The sequence below is a fragment of the Cupriavidus nantongensis genome, from assembly GCF_001598055.1.
GTDB classification, from domain to species: Bacteria; Pseudomonadota; Gammaproteobacteria; order Burkholderiales; family Burkholderiaceae; genus Cupriavidus; species Cupriavidus nantongensis.
Genome location: NZ_CP014845.1, coordinates 109,479 through 127,567, shown reverse-complemented (window position 1 = coordinate 127,567; position 18,089 = coordinate 109,479). Strand labels below are relative to the sequence as shown.

Sequence of the window (18,089 nt, the reverse complement as noted above, 5' to 3'; positions counted from 1 at the left end):
TCAGAACGGAGAAACATTGAGGAAGAAGCGCTGCAGCCAGCCCATGTTCTGCGCTTCGTCGATCACGCCCTTGGCGGTGTATTCGATGCGCGCATCGGCGACCTGCGTCGACAGCACGGCGTTGTCGCCGGTGATGGTGCGGGGGTTGACCACGCCCGAGAAACGGATGAACTCGGCACCCTGGTTGATGGCCATCTGCTTTTCGCCGGAGACCACCAGGTTGCCGTTGGCCAGCACCTCGAGCACGGTCACGGTGATGGTGCCGTTGAAGGTGTTGGCCGCGCTGGCGCCGCCGCTGGCCTTCATGGTGTTGGCGCCGTTCATGTTGGCGTTCTGGCTGGTGCCGAACAGCCCGCCCAGCGCGCGCGGCACCGCGTCGAACGCCAGCGCGGCGTTGCCGGTGCGGCTGGTGTTGGTGCCGGAATTCTTGCTGGCGTTGACGTTCTCGGTGATCAGGATGGTCAGGATGTCGCCCACGTTGCGCGGGCGGCGGTCCTCGAACAGCGGATTGCCGGCGTACGACGACTGGTAGATCGAGCCCGACGCCGGGCCCATCGGGCGCGGCTCGGCGCGCGCCGTGGTCGGCATCTGCACCAGCGGCTCGCGCGGCATCAGCGCGCAGCCGCTGGTGGCCAGCATTGCCACGCCGGCCAGGCAAACCAGCGCACGCGCGCCCAGGCGGGAAAGCAAGGTGGCCGTGTTCACACCAATCAACCCAGTTGCGCCAGGCGCTGCAGCATCTGGTCGGAGGCCTGCACCGCCTTGCTGTTGATCTCGTACGCGCGCTGCGTCTGGATCATGCTGACCAGTTCCTCGACCACGTTGACGTTGGAGGCCTCGACATAGTTTTGCTGCACCACGCCCGCGCCGTTCAGGCCCGGCACGGTGGTGTTGGGCGCGCCCGAGGCGTCGGTCTGCACGTACAGGTTCTCGCCCATGCTTTCCAGGCCGGCCGGGTTCATGAAGGTGGCAAGCTGCAGCTGCCCCACCTGCACGTTGGCGCTGGAGCCCGGCTGCGTCACCGACACCGTGCCATCGCGGCCGACGGTCAGCGACAGCGTGTTGGCCGGGATGGTGATGGCGGGCTGGATCACGAAGCCGCTGGAGGTCACCAGCTGGCCGTTCTGGTCCACCTGGAACGAGCCGTCGCGGGTATAGGCGGTGGTGCCGTCGGGCAGCGCCACCTGGAAGAAGCCCTGGCCCAGGATGGCCACGTCCTTGGCATTGCCGGTCTGCTGCGGGTTGCCCTGGGTATGGATGCGCTCGGTCGCTACCGGGCGCACGCCGGTGCCCAGCTGCATGCCCGACGGCAGCGTGGTCTGGTCCGACGACAGCGCGCCGGGCTGGCGGATGGTCTGGTACATCAGTTCCTCGAACACCGCGCGGCCGCGCTTGAAGCCGTTGGTCGAGACGTTGGCCAGGTTGTTCGAGATCACGTCCATCTGCGTCTGCTGCGCATCGAGGCCGGTCTTGGCAATCCAGAGAGAGCGGATCATGTGGGTCCTTGGTGGGTGCTTGGGGCCGGCACGGTTGCGCCGTGCCGACCGGTCATTCGGTTCAGTTGGTCGAGAGCAGCTGGTTGGCGCGCTGCTCGTTGCCGTCGGCGCCCTGGATCATCTTCATCTGCATCTCGAAGCGGCGCGCGTTGGCGATCATCTCGACCATGGCTTCGGTCGGGTTGACGTTGCTGCCTTCGAGCGCGCCCGAAATCACGCGCACGGTGGGATCGGCCTCGAGCGGCTGCGCGCCGGGGCGCAGGCGGAACAGGCCGTCATCGCCGCGGGCGATGGCGTCGTTGGGCGGATTGACCACGCGCAGCCGGCCCACCTGCGCCAGGCCGGCCGAGGCTTCGCCCGGACCGCGCGCGGTGATGGTGCCGTCGGTGCCGATAGTTACCTGCGAGCCCGGCGGTACCGCCAGCGGACCGCCGTCGCCCATCACCGGCAATCCGGAAATGGTCTGCACCTGGCCGTCCTGCGCCACCTGCAGCGCGCCGGCGCGGGTGTAGGCCTCGCTGCCGTCGGGTGCCTGCACCACCAGCCAGCCATTGCCCTGCAGCGCCACGTCGAGCGCGCGGCCGGTGTAGGTGAGCGGGCCGGCGCGCATGTCGGCACCCGGCGTGGAGGCCAGGGTGAAGGCGCGCGTGCCGGCTTCCGCCCCGACCACCGGCACCGCGCGGTACAGGTTCACCTGCGCGCGGAACGCCGGCGTCGAGACGTTGGCGAGGTTGTTCGATACCGCCGCTTGCTGGTCGAGTATCTGCTTGGCGCCCGACAGGGCGGTGTAGATCATGCGGTCCATGGCGGCGGCTCAGTTCAGCGTGGCGGTCACAGGTTGACCAGGGTCTGCATGACCGTGTCCTGCGCCTTGATGGTCTGCGCGTTGGCCTGGTAGTTGCGCTGGGCCACGATCAGGTTCACCAGCTGGCCGGACAGGTCCACGTTCGACGCTTCCACCGCGTTCGAGCGCAGCGTGCCCAGGCTGCCGCCGGCCACGCCGAGCAGCGGCTGGCCGGAGGCGCCGGTGGCGGACCAGACGTTGTCGCCCTCCGGCTTCAGGCCTTCGACGTTGCCGAACGCGGCCATCACGATCTGGCCCAGCGGCTTGGTCTGCTCGTTGGAATAGCTGCCGGTGATGGTGCCGTCGCCGTTGACCGAGAAGCCCAGCAGGCTGCCCGAGGTGTAGCCGTCCTGGCTGAGCTGCTTGACGTCGTTGTCGGCGCCGAACTGGGTGGTGCCGGTCAGGTCCAGGCGCATGGCCATGGCCTGGGCGCCGTTGGCCGCCGGCTGGGTCAGCGTGACCGCGCCCGCGCCGGGTGCCTGCAGCGCGCCGGCGTTGTCGAACGACAGCGTGACCGGGGCGCCGCCGACGGCGTTGCCGTTGACGTCGGTCACATACATCTGCCAGTCGGTGCCGCCCGGCACGGTCGGCGCCGCGCCCGACTTGGCGAAGTACGCCATCAGCTGCTGCTTGTTGCCCAGCGAGTCATAGACGTTGATCGCCGTGCTGTAGTTGAACATGTTGCTGGTCGGCGGCACGCCGGGCGCGCTGGCAAACGCCTGCGTCGGCACGGTGGCGCGCGAATCGAGCTGGAACTTGGCGGTGATGCTGCTGGTGGCGCGCGGCTCCATCTGCGCGTTGCTGATCACCAGCGGCTGCGGCTGCACGCCCGCGCCGCCGGCCACGCCGGCCGGATAGCCGGTCACCTGCAGCCCTTGCATATTGGTGATGCGGCCGTCTTCCTGGCGCTGGAACTGCCCGTTGCGCGAGTAGTAGACCGCGCCTTCCGGGCTGGTCATGCGGAAGAAGCCGTTGCCGTTGGTGATGGCCACGTCCAGCGACCGGCCCGAGGCCTCGATATTGCCCTGGTTGAACGACTGCACCACCGAGTTCACGCGCACGCCCAGGCCGATCTTGGTGCCGGCGTAGACGTCGGCGAACTGCGCGGCCGATTGCTTGTAGCCAACCGTGTTGGCGTTGGCGATGTTGTTGCCGATCACGTCCAGGTTGGACGCGGCGGCGTTCAGGCCGCTTACCCCTTGACCGAAACCCATGATTGCTTCCTTTTTGATTGGCCCACTAGGCTGTCATTGAAGCCGGCCGGCGCCCGCGCGCTGCCGGCACCTGCGTATTACAGAATGCGGCGCACGTCGTCGACGTTGGCGGTCTGGCCGTCGCCCAGGTCCACCAGCACGCCGCTGGCGTCGCCGCTGATGCTCTCGACCTTGCCGTACACCAGCGCCACCGGCTGCACCGAGGTGCCGTTGGCGGTGGCGGTCACCTTGAAGGTGTAGTCGCCGTCGGCCACCGCCACGCCGGCGTTGTTCTTGCCGTCCCACGCGATGTTGTGCACGCCCGCGGTCTGGCCCTTCATGTCGATGGTGCGCACCACGTTGCCGTCCTTGTCGAGCACGTCGACGGTGACCGCGTCCGCGGTCGACGGCAGGTCCACGCCGATCTTGCCCGGCACGCCGCCTTCCACCGATACCTGCTTGCCCGGCACCATCACGGTACGGCCGATCAGCGCGGCCGAATCCATCGCGCGGCTGGCGCTGACCTGCCCCAGCAGCTGCGACAGCGTCGCGTTCATGGTCTGCATGCCGCTGACGGTGCTGATCTGCGCCAGCTGCGAGGTCAGCTGCGCGTTGTCCATCGGGTTGAGCGGATCCTGGTTGTTCATCTGCGTGACGAGCATGGTCAGGAAGTTGTTTTGCAGCTCCGACGCGCTGGCGCTGCCGCTCTTCAGTGCGTCGTTGATGCCTTGCGTATTGCTGCCTACCGGTGGAGTGGTGGTCATGTCAGTTACTTGTGTGCGAGGTGCGGATGGAGCCGATGCCGTGATGGACCGGGGCGTCTTACTGGCCGATCGTCAGCGTCTTGAGCATCATGTTCTTGGCGGTGTTGAGCACTTCCACGTTGGCCTGGTACGAGCGCGAGGCCGAGATCATGTTGACCATCTCCTCCACCGGGTTGACGTTGGGCATCACCACATAGCCCTGCGCATTGGCCATCGGATGCGTGGGGTTGTGCACCATGCGCGGGGGCGACGGGTCCTCGCTCACGCCCTGCACCTGCACGCCGCCGATATCGGTCTGGCCCGGCGTGGGCGCCATGCCGAACACCACCTGCTTGGCGCGGTAGGCCTGCCCGTCCGGGCTGACCACGCTGTCGGCGTTGGCCAGGTTGGACGCGGTCACGTTCATGCGCTGCGACTGCGCGGCCATGGCCGAGCCCGCGACGTCGAAGATGTTCATTGCCGGCATGGGTTCGCTCCCCGGTTACTGCTGGATCGCGGCCAGCATGGTCTTGATCTTGGAATTCATCACCGTCAGGCCGGACTCGAAGTGCACGGCGTTGTCGGCGAAGGCCACGCGTTCGGTGTCCATTTCCACGGTGTTGCCATCCACGCTGGACTGCAGCGGGATGCGGTAGGCCAGGTCGAATTCCTCGCGGCCCGGCGCCTGCGCGGGCAGGTGGCGCACCGAGGTGGTCGACAGCGACATGCCCTCGTTGCGGTGGCCGCGCTCCACGGTCTGCGCCAGCGTGCTGGAGAAATCAAAGTCGCGCGCCTTGTAGCCGGGCGTGTCTGCGTGCGCGATGTTCGAGGCAATCACCGACTGCCGCTGGTTGCGCAGGCTCAGCGCTTCCTGCTGGAAACGTAGCGCCGCATCAAGTCTGTCAATCATCTGGCATCTCCCCTGCTGGGCCAGCGCTCCCGCAATCAGAGCGCACGTGGCTTCTTCAGGGTTGGCATCTTAGGCGGGGAGCTGTCACGCCAATCGGATGAATAAGGACGGGAAATCCGCGCATTTCGGCCCGCCCGCGCGCGAGGCGCTGCCTACAATGGGCCCCGATGACAGATGTATACGGCGCGCGCAGCCAGTCACGGGGCCGCGCGCCGTCCTTGCCGGGAAGTCCAGATGAAACCCCTTTGCCGCAACGCGCGCCGCCTGGCGCAAGCCACGCTTGGCGCCTGCCTGCTTGGCGCCGCCGGCGCCGCGCTGGCGCAGGTCACGCCGGTGGCCATGCAGGCGCCGGCCGCGCACGGTGGCGGCACCCACGCCGCCGCCAGCCCCTTCACCGAAGACCCCGCGCGGGTCGCGGTCGAGCGTTTCCTGCAGCAGCAGACCGCCGGCCTGCCGGGCAAGGTCAGCGTGCAGGTGGCACCGCCGTCAGGCGGGCGCGCGCCCGAGTGCATCGCGCCCGATCCGTTCCTGCCCGCCGGCGCTTCGCCGTGGGGGCGCGTTTCGGTGGGCGTGCGCTGCGGCGGCGAGCGGCCCTGGGTGCGCTACATGCAGGCGCGCGTGTCGGTGCTGACCGACTATTACGTCGCCGCGCGCGCGCTGGGCGCGGGCGAGCCGGTCGGCCAGGCCGATGTCGAGGTCCGCCAGGGCGACCTGGGCGCACTGCCGCGCGCGGTGATCACCGACCCGGCGCAGCTCGCCGGCGCCGTCACCGCCAACCGCATCGCCGCCGGCTCGCCGCTGCGCACCGACCTGCTGCGCAAGGCCATCGCCGTGCGCCAGGGCCAGACCGTCACCGTGGCGGTCGAGGGCGAGGCCTTCCAGATCACCAGCGAAGGCAAGGTGCTGGCCGACGCCGCCACCGGCAACACCGTGCAGGTGCGCCTGCGCAGCGGCCAGGTGGTCAATGGCCTGGTCCGCAGCGGCGACACCGTGGTGCTGCAATGACATCGCGGCAAGTGCTGTAACCGTGGCTGGAATGACTGGATTTCCGGGGCGGGCGGCGTGCGAAAATGCCGCCGCAGCCGCCGCGCGGCGAATCCGGGCCAGGCGCCCTAAAGAATTCGCCGGCGCGTCCGTAATGCCATAGGAAACCAGCAAGGAACGCCCCGTGAAGATTAACCACTCCACCTCGTCCCGGCCCGCCGACGCCGCCGCAGGCGACGCCGCCCGGCCCCTGGCCGCCCCGGCCGCCGCCGACGCCACGGATGCCGCGCCGTCCGCCGGCCTGAGCGTCAGCCCGCTGGCCGCCCAGGTGCGCGACATCAGCGCCCGCCTGGCCCAGCCGACTGACGACGATATCGATACCGCCAAGGTCGAAGAAATCCGCCAGGCCATCGCCGAAGGCCGGATGCGCATCGACCCGGGCAAGATTGCCGATGGCCTGCTCGCCACCCTGCGCGAGCTCGGCCAGGCCGACGCCAAATAGCCAACCATGAGCCAGAGCCTGATCCAGTCCCTGCAGCGCGAAACCGAAGGCATCAAGGCCTTCGGCCAACTCCTCGCCGAAGAGCGCGACGCCCTCAAGCGGGGCGATTTCCAGTCCCTGAGCGGACTGCTGACGCGCAAGGTAGAACTGGGCCAGGCCCTGTCCCGGCAGCTCAAGGCCCGCGAAGCCCAGATGGGCGCGCTGGGGCTGCGCGCCGGCCCGCAAGGGCAACTGCTGGGTCGCCAGGTCGAACCGGCGGTGGCCGATGCCTGGCGCGGGCTGATCTTCGCGGCCCGCACCGCGCGCGACGCCAATGCGCTCAACGGGGCGGTGGTTGACGCCCATCTCGAATTCACCCGCGAGGCCATCCAGGCGCTGCGCCAGCATAGTGGCGGGGATGCGGGGTTGTATGGGAAGGATGGGAAAGCGGCGGCGGGGGTGGGTGGGGTTAGTTTGGCGGCTGGTTAGGCTTCGGGCCGGTGCACGCCTCATGTTTTCTCCCCTTGTATGTTCTCGGAACGTTGTTCTGAAGGCATTCAAGAAGAGTAGCGACCGGCAGAGTCGTCAATGTAGGATTGCTTGTTTTTCGTGGTTGGTGCGCCAAACCTGAAACCCCTCAGAGTTCGCAGCTCGTGGGAGAGCACTTGGTCAACGCACCGGCCCGTTCTATCCAATTCGTGTAACCCGAACAGTTGCCAATACCGAGTATGCATCCGCAAGGCAGGGAATCGAACCAAGGACCACGGCCCAACGCTGGAATTGACGTATCCAAAGAGCATCTCGATGCTTCCTGGAACGATCAGTGTCTGCGCTTGAGCAATGACGCCTCGGGATGGAACGAGCTGGCCGGGAAATTCAAAGCGTCCGAAGTTGATCTGGTGGTGATTGAGGCCACCGGTGGTTATGAGCGTGGGCTGGTTTGTACGCTCCAGCAGGCCGGTCTTGAAGTTGCGCGCGTGAATCCGCGCCAGGCCCGCGACTTTGCCAAGTCGATGGGCATGTTGGCCAAGACCGACCAGGTGGACGCCCGGTGTTTGCGAGACTTCGCCAACGTGCTGGCGCGCCATCAGGACCGCCAAAAGTACGTCACAGCCCGGTTGGAAGCGCATCGCGAGCAACTGACATCGCTGATGACGCGCCGCAGGCAGTTGCTGGAGATGCGTGTGGCCGAAGGCAATCGCTTGGAAAAGGCGTCGCCAGAGGCAGCACGCAGCATCCGGGCGGTGATTCGCACGCTGGACAAACAGATAGGCCAAATCGACAAGGATGTGGACTGGCACATCGAAAAGCACTTCAAAGACCAGCGTGCGCTGCTTGAAGCGGTCAAAGGTGTCGGCGCGGTGACCACCATGACGTTGTTGGCGGCACTGCCGGAGTTGGGCAAGCTGGGGCGAAGGGCCATCGGCAAGCTCGTCGGTGTTGCTCCGCTGGCCAATGACTCTGGCAAACGGCAAGGTCCACGCCGCATCTGGGGCGGACGTGGCGAAGTGCGCGCGGTGCTGTACATGGCTACGCTGTCGGCCAAGCGCTATAACCCGGCTATTGCTTCGTTCTACCAGCGCCTGCTGGCGGCCGGCAAGGCCAAGAAAGTTGCCATCGTTGCCTGCATGCGCAAGCTCCTTACCATCCTGAATGCGATGGCCAGAGACGGCGCAGTGTGGGACCCGACTAAGCATGCTATGCCGTCCGTCAAACCTTGACTTTAAACACAGTTGCTCTCCCGCTTGCGGGAGAGGGGCCGGGGGAGAGGGCCGGCGCTGGCAATGGCGACGGCCTTCACTTCGTTGATGCTCCCGCCCTCACCCCAACCCTCTCCCGCAAGCTGTATGGACCGGGGACATGGGTAACACATGTGCCGGGACATGGGTAACAGTCCAGTCTCCAGTTTAATAGACCTGCTGTAGGTCTATTGTGGCCACCTTTTGATGGCAGAAGTAGACGTCAAAGGTGCCGTCCAGGTCCACGCGAGGGCGCAATGCTACGGGCGTTCCGATCAAGGCTCGTCCGACCCGGAACGTCTTTCCCCGGAAGCAGATGCGCCCACCGTCGCCTACCTTTCGCACGATGTCATCGCTGTCGTACTCGATAGGCGGGAGTTCGCGCGGCATCGCCCGTGGACTAGGCGCATAGCGGCTTGCGGGTGTCTCCATATCCAGCGCGTGGTGTGGGCGCTTGAAGTTGTACACGTGGCGCCAATGGCTGAAGTGATGCTGCGCATCATCCAGATCCCGGAAGCGCTGGTTGGCCAGCAGCTCTGCCTGCATGGTTCGATGGAAGCGCTCGTCCTTGCCGTTGGTCTGAGGATGGCCAGGTCGGCTATGACTGAGCCGCACGCCCAGGCGAATCAGCCAGGCGCCCAGCGTGGTTAACGCACGAGGCACTGGAGAACCCCAGGGCGGGCCGTTGTCTGCATTGATCCGCTCGGGCAGCCCATAGCGCGCAAAAGCCTTCGCTAACGCTTCTTGTACGGATTCAAACTGTTCGTTGCCCAAGGCCCTGAGCAGCACATTGAACCGGGAGTGATCGTCCAAGACCGTGAGCGGGTGGCACCTCTGCGTGTCGGTCGCGAAGTGACCTTTGAAGTCAATTTGCCATAGTGCATTGGGCCGGTCGTGCTCGAAGCGCTGCCATGCTGTCGCGGCCGCGCTGGCGGCCGGATCGATCAAGCCATGGCGGCGCAGCACCCAATTGACTGTACTCGGGGCGATCTGGAGGCGGTGGTCGCGCTCCAGCACGTGTGCGATCTTGCGGGCGCCCCAGGCCGAATGTTCGGCTCGAATCGCTAGCACGCGCTCTTCGACGGCAGCTGGAGTTCGACCGGGAGAGCTATGTGGACGCCGAGTTCGGTCGTCCAGATCCTCTCGATTCAACCACTTGTAACCGGTCTTGCGACTGATGCAGAAGCGGCGGCAAAGCTCCGCAATGTTGGCGTCCGCCTGGCGTGCCAGGCGGACGAACTCTTCTCTTTGCTGCTTCACGGTGGTTTGGCTCCAGGGCAACGTTATCCTCCCGCTGACTAAGCGGGAAAAGTGTTACCCATGTCCTGGCACACCTGTTACCTATGTCCCCGGTCTATACAGCAAGCGGGAGAGGGAGTACACAAGCGGGAACTGGAAAGCCCGAGGCAATGATGACGCTGCGGGTTTTCTCCCCTCGCCCGCTTGCTGGAGAGGGGCCGGGGGTGAGGGCCGGCGCTGGCAATGGCGACGGCCTTCACTTCGTTGATATTCCGGCCCTCTCCCCAACCCTCTCCCGCAAGCGGGAGAGGGAGTACACAAGCGGGAATTGGAAAGCCGAGGTAGTTGATTCCGCTGCGGGTTTCTCCCCTCTCCCGCTTGCGACAATCAGGCGTGGCAGCACAGGGGGGCGTGAGTCTGACAGCTAGCTAGTCGATCGCCTGATGTTCCATTTTTTCGTCACTTGTTGATAACTGACGAAAAAGCGGAACATTCATCCCTACCGAAACCCCACCACCACCTCATTACTCCGCCCCTGCAACACCGGCACCAGACTCCCCTGCCCCGGCACCCGGAACGCAAACACAAACCCCTTGGTGGCATCGTCCCCAAAGAACGCGTCGGTCTTGCCCTCCGCCTGTGGCAGCAGCACGCAGCGTTGCGCGTTGCACAGGTAGGCCTGCAGTTCCGCCGGCGGCGTCTTGGCGAAGCTGTAGCGCCAGCGCACCGACGTAATGACCCCTTCCGATTGCGGCAACACCCCGGTGGGCATAATCGGCGGCGACACCGCACGCTGGCCGCGGCCGTGCAGGGCCGGGCCGTTGACCGAGCCGGTCCATGCGTGTCGTGTGCCCGCATCGAAGGCGGCCCATGCGCATGCCGATACCGCTGCCAGCAGCCCGCAAGCGCCACGCACGGCGCGCGCCTTGGCTGGCATCACAGCAGACCACGCAACTGGCTGCGCAGCCGGTTGATGGCCTGGCCGCGGATCTGGCATACGCGCGACTCGGTCACGTCGAGCACTGCGCCGATTTCGCGCAGATTCAGTTCCTGGTCGTAGCACAGCGACAGCACCAGCTTCTCGCGCTCGGGCAGGCGCTCGATGGCGCGGACCAGTGCTTCGCGCATGCCGCTTTCCATCAGCACGGTCAGCGGGTTGCCGTCATCGCTGCCGCCGAGGTGGCGGTCCAGAAAGTCTTCCTCGCCGGAGCGCTCGAAGTCTTCATAGTGCAGCAGCTGGCAGCCATAGACCTCGTTGAGCAGCAGCTGGTATTCGTCCAGCGGCATCTCCATGGCCTCGGCCACTTCGGAGTCGATCGGCGTGCGGCCGAGCTTCTGTTCCAGGTTGCGCTGGGTGCGTTCGATGCGGCGGGTGAACTGGCGCAGGCTGCGCGATTGCCAGTCGTTGGCGCGCACCTCGTCGAGCATGGCGCCGCGGATGCGCTGGCTGGCGTAGGTCTCGAAGCGCGCGCCGTGGGTGTCTTCATAGCGCTTGGCGGCGTCGAGCAGGCCGATCATGCCGGCCTGGATCAGGTCGTCGATCTGCACGCTGGCGGGCAGCCGGGCGGCGAGCTGCAGCGCGATGCGGCGCACCAGCTGCGCGTGCGCCTTGACCACATCGGCCTGTTCGAGCTTTCCCTGGATCGTGTACATGGTGCAATTCTCGTGACTGCTGGATGGCTGGACCGGCGCGCCTTGGCGTGCCGGCTGGCTCAGGGTGTGGTGGTTTCAGGTGGCATGGCTGGCAGGCTCAGGCCATCGCGGGGGCGGCGGCAGGCATCGCGGCATCTGTGCGCAGCGGCCACGCGCCGATGCCGCCGGCGCTGCGGCGCAGGGCCGCGGTGGCCGGCGCCGCCGGGAAGGCCTCGACCACGCAGCGGCCCAGCTGCGCGGCGCGCGCCACCAGCGGGTCGGCCGGCAGCCAGCCCGCGCACAGCACCTCGACGCCGAGGTACTGGCTGGCGGTGCGTGCCAGGTTGCGCAGGATGGCCTGCACCGTGGCCTCGCTCGCCGCGAGGTTGACGATCAGGTGGAACTGGCGCCACGCATACAGGTGGTGCAGCCGCTTGATGCAGGCGTAGGCGGCGGTGATCGACGCCAGCTCCGGGCGCATCACCACCAGCACGTTGTGCGCATCGCCCGCGAGCGGCGACGACGCGCCGTCGGCATCGAGCGCGGCATCGACCAGCACGCTACGGAAATCGTTCGCCGCCGCCGGCAAGGCAGCGCCCGGCACCGGCCGGCCCGCCGGCAGCACCGACAGCACGCCTTGCGGACTCACGCCCGCCGCGGCCTCCAGCGACAGCCGCCCCGCGTGAACGTCAGCCAGCGTGCCCGCCGGCCTGGCGCCGGACCAGCGCGTGGCACGGGCGCTGGTGTCTTCGTCGACCAGCAGCACGCGCTCGCCCTGCATCGCCAGCGCATGCGACAAACCCAGCGCCACGGTGGTGGCGCCGGCGCCGCGTTCGCTGGCGACCACGGCGATGCGGCGCGTGGTGCGCGGCGCCAGCATCCGGCGCAGGCTCGCGGCCTGGTCCATGGCGAGGGTGCTCACTGCAGGGCCTCCGCGGGGGCAGCGGGCGCGGCGGTGCCGCGGCCCGGATAGTTTTCCAGCACGTCCAGCAGCGCCAGCATGCGGCCCATGCCTTCATTGAGCACGGTGCCCGGCACCAGCGCGCCCGGGCGCACCGTACGGCCGGCCAGGCGCGCGAGGAATGCCGGCGCGGCCGCGGTCGGCGCATGTTCCAGGCGCAGCACCGACAAGCCCAGCTGCAGCGCAGCCACGGCGGATGCATCGTGCGCATCGCATGCGTCCTGCGCGAAATGGTCGATGGCATGGCGCAGCGTGCGCAGGCCGGATTCGGCCGCGTCGGTCCACAAGGCCCAGCGTGCCACCTGCGCGGCATCCTGTGCCAGCGCCGGATCGCACAGCAGGTAGCGCGTATCGAGCAGCTCGCCGGTGGCGCGGTCGGCCAGGCGGGCCACCACCAGGCAGGCGTCGATGCCGCCTTCGGGCGTGCCCTTGCCGCGCACCGGGCTGTCCGGCACGCGCACATCGGCGGTTGCCAGCCAGCGCACGGCATCGCGCTCGCGCACGGTGTCTTCGCCGACGGCATGGAAGGTCAGCGTATCCGCCAGCGCATCCAGCTTCCACGCGGAGCCGGCGCTGACCACGCGCGCGGTCTTGCGCGCGCTGGCCACCCAGCGCTCGCCGGCCTGCTGCCAGCGCGCCAGCGTGGCGGCGGACGGCAGCGCGTCGACCAGGTTGACGACCTTGCGCGCGGCGCTCATCGCGGCGCGCAGGTTGGCGGCATCGGCCTCGGCTTCGCCCAACGGCTGGCCGGCACGGCCGGTCGGCGTGACGGCGGCAGCCAGCGGCATGCCGTTGCGATCGGCCAGCCACAGCGTGTGCTGGATCGGCTGGGGCGAGCGGCGCCCCGGCACGGCCACCTGCAGCGTGGCGGCGACGGCCAGTACGTACTGTTCGCACTGGCGCGTCACGTCACGGCACACGGCTTCGCGCACCTGCTGCGACATCGCGCGCAGTGCTGGCGCGCCGGCGCCGCGCTGCTGCCACAGCGAGCGTGCCAGGTCGAAGCCCAGGCCCGCGCCATTGAGTTCGGCCACGCACTGGCCGAGCGCGTCGGCGCTATCGGTCAGCGAGCGCAGCACGTCGGTGGCGCCACCGCGCGCGGTGGTCTCTTCCCCCGCAGCAGCGGCGGCACGGCGCGCCGCATCGGCATCGGCAAACACCGAGCCGCGACGCGGCGTCAGGAAGGCGCGCTCGACCAGCGCGGTGCTGTTGGCCAGTTCCAGGTGCTCCGGCACGCGCTGCCCGGTGGACGCATAGAACACCGGCAGCCGGTGGCGGATCACCACGTCCAGTACCGATCCCAGGTGCGTGGCTTCATCCAGCTTGCTGATGATGCAGCCATCGATGCCGCCGCCATCGGGCGCGGCGTCATGGCGGTAGGCATGCACCACTTCATTGAGGGTATCGCCGTGGCTGGCGCCGTTGAGCAGCAGCACGCGCTGCACCGGCGCGGGCACGCCGGCCAGCATGGCGATCTGCTCCGACAGGCTGCGGTCGCGCTGGCTCATGCCGACGGTGTCGATGATGACCAGGTGCTTGTCCTTCATCGCTGCGAGCGCAAAGCGCAGGTCGGCGGCGTCCTTCACCGCATGCACCGGCACGCCCAGGATGTCGCCGTAGATGCGCAGCTGCTCATGCGCGCCGATACGGAAGCTGTCGGTGGTCAGCAGCGCCAGCTTGTCGGCGCCGTGGCGCAGCACGTAGCGCGCGGCCAGCTTGGCCGTGGTAGTCGTCTTTCCCACGCCGGTGGGGCCCACCAGCGCCAGCACGCCGCCCTGCGCGAACAGGTTGTCTTCGTCGCCCAGCACTGGCAGCTTGCTAGCCAGCTCGCTGCGAATCCAGCCCATTGCCGCGGGACGGTCATAGCCGAGCGGCAGCCGCGCCAGCAGCGTGCGCGCCAGCTGCCCGGAGAAGCCCGCGCCGACCATCCATTCGAACAGCGATTCGCGCAGCGGGTCGCTCGCTGCCACGCCGTGCGCCGCCGCGCTCGGGGCCACGCCCGGCGCCGCGCCGATGCCGGCCAGCTGGCGTTCCAGCATCGCCCGCATCGATTGCAACTCGCCGCGCAGGTCGCCGATGGCCGCGGGCTCGGCCGCCGGTGCAGGCGGCACGTATACCTGCGCGCTGGCCGACACGCTGCCCAGATCGGTATCGCGCATGGCGACAATCTCGACCCCGCCCTCGACGGTGCGGTTGGACAGCACCACGGCATCCGGCCCCATGGCTTCGCGCACCTGGCGCATGGCTTCGCGGCCGTTGGCCGCGACAAACTTGGCTACGCTCATCGTTGACTCCTCACGCGCCGATCATGGCGGTGATGCGGATATTGCGGTTGTCGGGCACCTCGGCGTGCGACAGCACCCGCAGCTGCGGCATGGTCCGGCGCAGGAAGCGCGCCATCAGCGGGCGCAGCTGCGACGGCACCAGCAGCACCGGGTCCATGCCCAGCTGCTCCTGGCGCGTGACCGCGCCCTGGGTCTGCTGCAGCAGCGCGTCGGCCAGGCCCGGCTCGATGCCGCCGCCGTTGGTCAACGCCTGCGACAGCACGCGCTCCAGGCCGGCGTCGAGGCCGATCACCTGCAGGTCGGCATTGTTCGGGAACAGCTGCTGCGTGATGGCGCGGCCCAGCGCCACGCGGACCATCGCGGTCAGCTCGTTGGGGTCGCTGATCTTGGGCGCGTGCTCGGCCACCACATCCAGGATGGTGCGCATGTCGCGGATCGGCACGCCTTCGTCCAGCAGGTTCTGCAGGATCTTCTGCAGCGCGGTGAGCGAAATCGTCTTCGGCACCAGGTCTTCGGTCAGCTTTGGCGACTCCTTGGCGATGCGGTCCAGCAGCGCCTGCACTTCCTGGCGGCCCAGCAGCTCGGCCGCGTGCATGTGGATCACGTGGTTCAGGTGCGTGGCCACCACGGTGCTGGCATCGACCACGGTGTAGCCGTACGCCTGCGCCTGTTCCTTGATGCCGGCATCGATCCACACCGCGGGCAGGCCGAAGGCCGGATCGCGCGTGGCCGCGCCCGGCAGCGTGCCGCTGACCTGGCCCGGGTTGATTGCCATCCACTGGCCCGGCATGGCCTCGCCGCGGCCGATCTCCACGCCCTTGAGCGTGATGCGGTAGGCGTTGGGCTTCAGTTCCAGGTTGTCGCGGATATGCACCACGGGGACCAGGAAGCCGATCTCCTGCGCCACCTTCTTGCGGATGCTCTTGATGCGGCCCAGCAGCTCGCCGTCCTGCGCGCGATCCACCAGCGTGATCAGGCGGTAGCCCACTTCCATGCCGAGCGGGTCCACCAGCGTGACATCGTCCCAGCTGGCTTCGGTCGATTCCTGCGCCACCGCCGGGGTGCGCTCTTCGCGCTGCTTGGTCTGCGCCTGCGTCGCGGCGCGCCGCGCGATATAGCGGCCCATCCACACCAGCGCGCCCGCCAGCAGCAGGAAGGCAAAGTGCGGCATGCCCGGGATGATGCCCATCAGGCCGATGATGCCCGCGGTCAGGTACAGCACGCGCGGATTGGCGAAAAGCTGGCCGGTCAGCTGCTCGCCCACGTCCTGCTCGTTCGACACGCGCGACACGATCACGCCGGCCGCGGTGGAGATCACCAGCGCCGGAATCTGCGCGACCAGGCCATCGCCGATGGTCAGCAGCGTGTAGTTGTGGACGGCGGTGCCGAAGTCCAGGTCGTGCTGGACCATGCCCACCACCATGCCCGCGGCCACGTTGATAAACATGATCAGCAGGCCCGCCACCGCATCGCCGCGCACGAACTTGCTGGCACCGTCCATGGCGCCGTAGAAGTCGGATTCCTGCGCCACCTCGGCACGGCGCTTCTTTGCAGCGGCTTCGTCGATCAGGCCGGCGTTCAGGTCGGCATCGATCGACATCTGCTTGCCCGGCATCGAATCCAGCATGAAGCGCGCGCCGACTTCGGCAATGCGCCCCGCGCCCTTGGTGATCACCATGAAGTTGATCACCACCAGGATGGCGAACACCACGATACCCACGGCAAAGTTGCCGCCCACCAGGAAGTGGCCGAAGGCCTCCACCACCTTGCCGGCCGCGTCGGGGCCGGTATGGCCTTCCAGCAGCACCACGCGCGTCGACGCCACGTTCAGCGACAACCGCAGCAGCGTGGTGAACAGCAGCACCGCCGGGAACGCCGCAAAATCCAGTGGCTTCTGCGTGTACATGCTGACCAGCAGCACCATGATCGCCAGCGCGATATTGAAGGTGAACAGCAGATCCAGCACAAAAGGCGGCAGCGGCAGGATCATCATCCCCAGGATCATGATGATCAGCAGCGGCCCGGTCATGGCCTTGAGCTGGCCGGCCGAACGCAGGCCAGGCAGGTTGAACAGGTTGCTCAGAGCGTTCATTCGCGCATTTCCGGTACGGCGAGTTCATCGGGCACGTGCAGGTCCGCCGGCGCCTGCGGCTGCGGGCCCTGCGAGTAGTGCCAGTGCTTCAGTTGATAGACCCAGGCCAGCACTTCGGCCACGGCGGTATAGAGGCCGGCCGGGATTTCCTGGCCCAGCTCCACATGTCGGTGCAGCGCGCGCGCCAGCGGCGGCGCCGACATCAGCGGCACGCGATGCTCCGCCGCCAGCGCGCGGATGCGCGCGGCCACGTCGCCGGTGCCCTTGGCCACCACGCGCGGCGCGCCCATGCGCCCTTCCTCGTAGCGCAGCGCCACCGCAAAGTGGGTAGGGTTGGTCACCACCACATCGGCCTTGGGCACCTCCGTCATCATGCGGCGGCGTGCCATGGCGCGCTGCTGCTGGCGGATGCGGTTCTTGATATGCGGGTCGCCCTCGCTCTCCTTGAATTCCTGCTTGACCTCTTCCTTGGTCATGCGCAGCTTCTTGAAGAACTCCCAGTACTGCCACGGCACGTCGATGGCCGCCACCACCAGCAGCGACAGCGACACCACCAGGCAGCAGAACATCACCAGGTCCACCATGTGCAGCAGCGCCTCCTGCACCGGCGCATTCATCAACGCGATGGCCTCCGGCAGACGGCGCCACAGCACCCAGGCACCGACCGCGCCCACCAGCAGCGACTTGGCCACGGCCTTGAGCAACTCCACCAGCGCATGCGCGGAGAACATCCGCCCCAGCCCCGCAAGCGGCGACAGCCGCGACAACTGCGGCGCGAACGACTTGGCCGAGAACACCCAGCCGCCCAGCAGCAGCGGCGCGGCCAGCGCAGCCACGCCGAACAGCAGCAGCAACGGCAGGAAGGCCAGCAGGCTGTCCCACACCATCAGCGCAAAGCGCGACAGCATGCGCGCCGGATCGAACGCCGTGGCCCGCTCAAAGCGCAACGCGCCCTGCATCACCTGGTTCAGGCTGCGGCCCAGGTGGCCGCCCAGCGTCCACAGGCCGGTCACGCCGGCAATCAGCATCACGAACGTGGCCAGCTCGCGCGAGCGCACCACCTGCCCCTCCTCGCGCGCCTTTTCCAGGCGCCGGGGTGAGGCGGGTTCGGTTTTCTCGAGATCGCTTTCTTCGGACATCCACGCTCCGTGCGAAGCGGCAGGCCGCTATTCGTCAGCGGGGATTATCGAAGCGGGGTGGGATTCCCATTCGCGCGAAAAGGCGGGGGAATTGGGTGCTGTTTGGGAAATGAGGGACTGTTGGGGTTAACGGCGGACGCGGCGGGAGTCTTTAGCGGAAAAGTGACGAAGCCGGCGGCATGCGATGCGCCGAACCCGCCTTGGCCCGCTGACTGAAAGCGCGTTTCACATCGTGGGATTTCGATGTTGCGCTGCGCCGCGCCCGCTTTCGTTCTGCGAAAAAACGTTCCGTATCGTGAAAATTGACACGTATCTCATTGAAAAATAAGGAAAAACAAAGTCTTATGTCTT

18 protein-coding genes are annotated in these 18,089 nt (G+C 67.6%); 4 read left to right on the top strand and 14 right to left on the bottom strand.

Annotated features, from left to right (window positions below):
* The 7 genes from flgH to flgB all read right to left on the bottom strand — a co-directional run bounded on the left by flgH (window position 1) and on the right by flgB (window position 5,186).
* Window positions 1–639 (bottom strand): flagellar basal body L-ring protein FlgH, encoded by a 639-nt coding sequence (gene flgH, locus A2G96_RS21970; RefSeq protein ID WP_231909768.1) that lies wholly within the window; start codon window positions 637–639, stop codon window positions 1–3.
* A 71-nt stretch (window positions 640–710) separates the two neighbouring features.
* Entirely contained in the window at window positions 711–1,496 is a 786-nt protein-coding gene (gene flgG, locus A2G96_RS21965) for a flagellar basal-body rod protein FlgG (protein ID WP_062802353.1), read from the bottom strand.
* A 61-nt stretch (window positions 1,497–1,557) separates the two neighbouring features.
* Complete coding sequence (gene flgF, locus A2G96_RS21960; RefSeq protein WP_018006604.1) at window positions 1,558–2,301, bottom strand: flagellar basal-body rod protein FlgF; 744 nt, start codon at window positions 2,299–2,301, stop codon at window positions 1,558–1,560.
* A gap of 26 nt (window positions 2,302–2,327) precedes the next feature.
* A complete protein-coding gene (flgE, locus tag A2G96_RS21955) occupies window positions 2,328–3,554 on the bottom strand; it encodes a flagellar hook protein FlgE (RefSeq protein ID WP_062802352.1) in 1,227 nt (408 codons plus the stop codon).
* A 77-nt stretch (window positions 3,555–3,631) separates the two neighbouring features.
* Window positions 3,632–4,297, bottom strand: coding sequence for a flagellar hook assembly protein FlgD (gene flgD, locus A2G96_RS21950; protein ID WP_062802351.1), 666 nt, complete (start codon window positions 4,295–4,297; stop codon window positions 3,632–3,634).
* Window positions 4,298–4,355: 58 nt separating this feature from the next.
* A complete protein-coding gene (gene flgC / locus A2G96_RS21945) occupies window positions 4,356–4,763 on the bottom strand; it encodes a flagellar basal body rod protein FlgC (protein WP_018006607.1) in 408 nt (135 codons plus the stop codon).
* 15 nt (window positions 4,764–4,778) lie between these two features.
* The gene (gene flgB, locus A2G96_RS21940) at window positions 4,779–5,186 is read right to left on the bottom strand and encodes a flagellar basal body rod protein FlgB (protein WP_012355129.1); all 408 of its coding nucleotides are present in this window, start codon (window positions 5,184–5,186) and stop codon (window positions 4,779–4,781) included.
* A gap of 234 nt (window positions 5,187–5,420) precedes the next feature.
* On the opposite strand from flgB, the gene flgA reads away from it, so the two are divergent.
* The 4 genes from flgA (at window position 5,421) to A2G96_RS21920 (ending at window position 8,372) form a co-directional block, all read left to right on the top strand.
* The gene (gene flgA, locus A2G96_RS21935) at window positions 5,421–6,191 is read left to right on the top strand and encodes a flagellar basal body P-ring formation chaperone FlgA (RefSeq protein ID WP_062802350.1); all 771 of its coding nucleotides are present in this window, start codon (window positions 5,421–5,423) and stop codon (window positions 6,189–6,191) included.
* Window positions 6,192–6,354: 163 nt separating this feature from the next.
* On the top strand, window positions 6,355–6,672 hold the full coding sequence (gene flgM / locus A2G96_RS21930; protein WP_062802349.1) for a flagellar biosynthesis anti-sigma factor FlgM: 318 nt from the start codon (window positions 6,355–6,357) through the stop codon (window positions 6,670–6,672).
* 6 nt (window positions 6,673–6,678) lie between these two features.
* Window positions 6,679–7,140, top strand: a complete 462-nt coding sequence (locus A2G96_RS21925) for a flagellar protein FlgN (protein WP_062802348.1) — start codon at window positions 6,679–6,681, stop codon at window positions 7,138–7,140.
* 239 nt (window positions 7,141–7,379) lie between these two features.
* A complete protein-coding gene (locus tag A2G96_RS21920) occupies window positions 7,380–8,372 on the top strand; it encodes an IS110 family RNA-guided transposase (RefSeq protein ID WP_062797860.1) in 993 nt (330 codons plus the stop codon).
* A gap of 186 nt (window positions 8,373–8,558) precedes the next feature.
* Here A2G96_RS21920 and A2G96_RS21915 read toward each other — a convergent pair whose 3' ends face one another.
* The 7 genes from A2G96_RS21915 to flhB form a co-directional block, all read right to left on the bottom strand.
* Entirely contained in the window at window positions 8,559–9,671 is a 1,113-nt protein-coding gene (locus A2G96_RS21915) for an IS481 family transposase (protein WP_062798133.1), read from the bottom strand.
* A gap of 457 nt (window positions 9,672–10,128) precedes the next feature.
* Entirely contained in the window at window positions 10,129–10,566 is a 438-nt protein-coding gene (locus A2G96_RS21910; RefSeq protein WP_062802347.1) for a flagellar protein FlhE, read from the bottom strand.
* The gene (locus tag A2G96_RS21905) at window positions 10,566–11,282 is read right to left on the bottom strand and encodes an RNA polymerase sigma factor FliA (RefSeq protein WP_018006614.1); all 717 of its coding nucleotides are present in this window, start codon (window positions 11,280–11,282) and stop codon (window positions 10,566–10,568) included. Before A2G96_RS21905 ends, A2G96_RS21910 begins: the two co-directional genes overlap by 1 nt.
* A 97-nt stretch (window positions 11,283–11,379) precedes the next feature.
* On the bottom strand, window positions 11,380–12,168 hold the full coding sequence (locus tag A2G96_RS21900) for a MinD/ParA family ATP-binding protein (RefSeq protein ID WP_062802346.1): 789 nt from the start codon (window positions 12,166–12,168) through the stop codon (window positions 11,380–11,382).
* An 11-nt stretch (window positions 12,169–12,179) separates the two neighbouring features.
* Window positions 12,180–14,507: a flagellar biosynthesis protein FlhF gene (flhF, locus tag A2G96_RS21895; RefSeq protein WP_062802345.1), complete on the bottom strand. Its 2,328-nt coding sequence runs from the start codon at window positions 14,505–14,507 to the stop codon at window positions 12,180–12,182.
* Between the two features lie 10 nt (window positions 14,508–14,517).
* Window positions 14,518–16,599 (bottom strand): flagellar biosynthesis protein FlhA, encoded by a 2,082-nt coding sequence (flhA, locus tag A2G96_RS21890; protein ID WP_062802344.1) that lies wholly within the window; start codon window positions 16,597–16,599, stop codon window positions 14,518–14,520.
* Window positions 16,596–17,738: a flagellar biosynthesis protein FlhB gene (gene flhB / locus A2G96_RS21885; protein WP_062802343.1), complete on the bottom strand. Its 1,143-nt coding sequence runs from the start codon at window positions 17,736–17,738 to the stop codon at window positions 16,596–16,598. Before flhB ends, flhA begins: the two co-directional genes overlap by 4 nt.
* Window positions 17,739–18,089: the final 351 nt, after the last annotated feature.

Bases quoted from the DNA above. Each gene is read 5' to 3' on its own strand.
- A2G96_RS21925 (WP_062802348.1), top strand. From the start codon at position 6,679: ATGAGCCAGAGCCTGATCCAGTCCCTGCAGCGCGAAACCGAAGGCATC.
- flhF (WP_062802345.1), bottom strand. From the start codon at position 14,507: ATGAGCGTAGCCAAGTTTGTCGCGGCCAACGGCCGCGAAGCCATGCGC.
- flhA (WP_062802344.1), bottom strand. From the start codon at position 16,599: ATGAACGCTCTGAGCAACCTGTTCAACCTGCCTGGCCTGCGTTCGGCC.
- A2G96_RS21910 (WP_062802347.1), bottom strand. From the start codon at position 10,566: ATGCCAGCCAAGGCGCGCGCCGTGCGTGGCGCTTGCGGGCTGCTGGCA.
- flhB (WP_062802343.1), bottom strand. From the start codon at position 17,738: ATGTCCGAAGAAAGCGATCTCGAGAAAACCGAACCCGCCTCACCCCGG.
- flgH (WP_231909768.1), bottom strand. From the start codon at position 639: ATGCTGGCCACCAGCGGCTGCGCGCTGATGCCGCGCGAGCCGCTGGTG.
- flgD (WP_062802351.1), bottom strand. From the start codon at position 4,297: ATGACCACCACTCCACCGGTAGGCAGCAATACGCAAGGCATCAACGAC.
- A2G96_RS21900 (WP_062802346.1), bottom strand. From the start codon at position 12,168: ATGGACCAGGCCGCGAGCCTGCGCCGGATGCTGGCGCCGCGCACCACG.
- A2G96_RS21920 (WP_062797860.1), top strand. From the start codon at position 7,380: ATGCATCCGCAAGGCAGGGAATCGAACCAAGGACCACGGCCCAACGCT.
- flgA (WP_062802350.1), top strand. From the start codon at position 5,421: ATGAAACCCCTTTGCCGCAACGCGCGCCGCCTGGCGCAAGCCACGCTT.
- A2G96_RS21905 (WP_018006614.1), bottom strand. From the start codon at position 11,282: ATGTACACGATCCAGGGAAAGCTCGAACAGGCCGATGTGGTCAAGGCG.
- flgG (WP_062802353.1), bottom strand. From the start codon at position 1,496: ATGATCCGCTCTCTCTGGATTGCCAAGACCGGCCTCGATGCGCAGCAG.
- flgF (WP_018006604.1), bottom strand. From the start codon at position 2,301: ATGGACCGCATGATCTACACCGCCCTGTCGGGCGCCAAGCAGATACTC.
- flgE (WP_062802352.1), bottom strand. From the start codon at position 3,554: ATGGGTTTCGGTCAAGGGGTAAGCGGCCTGAACGCCGCCGCGTCCAAC.
- flgC (WP_018006607.1), bottom strand. From the start codon at position 4,763: ATGCCGGCAATGAACATCTTCGACGTCGCGGGCTCGGCCATGGCCGCG.
- flgB (WP_012355129.1), bottom strand. From the start codon at position 5,186: ATGATTGACAGACTTGATGCGGCGCTACGTTTCCAGCAGGAAGCGCTG.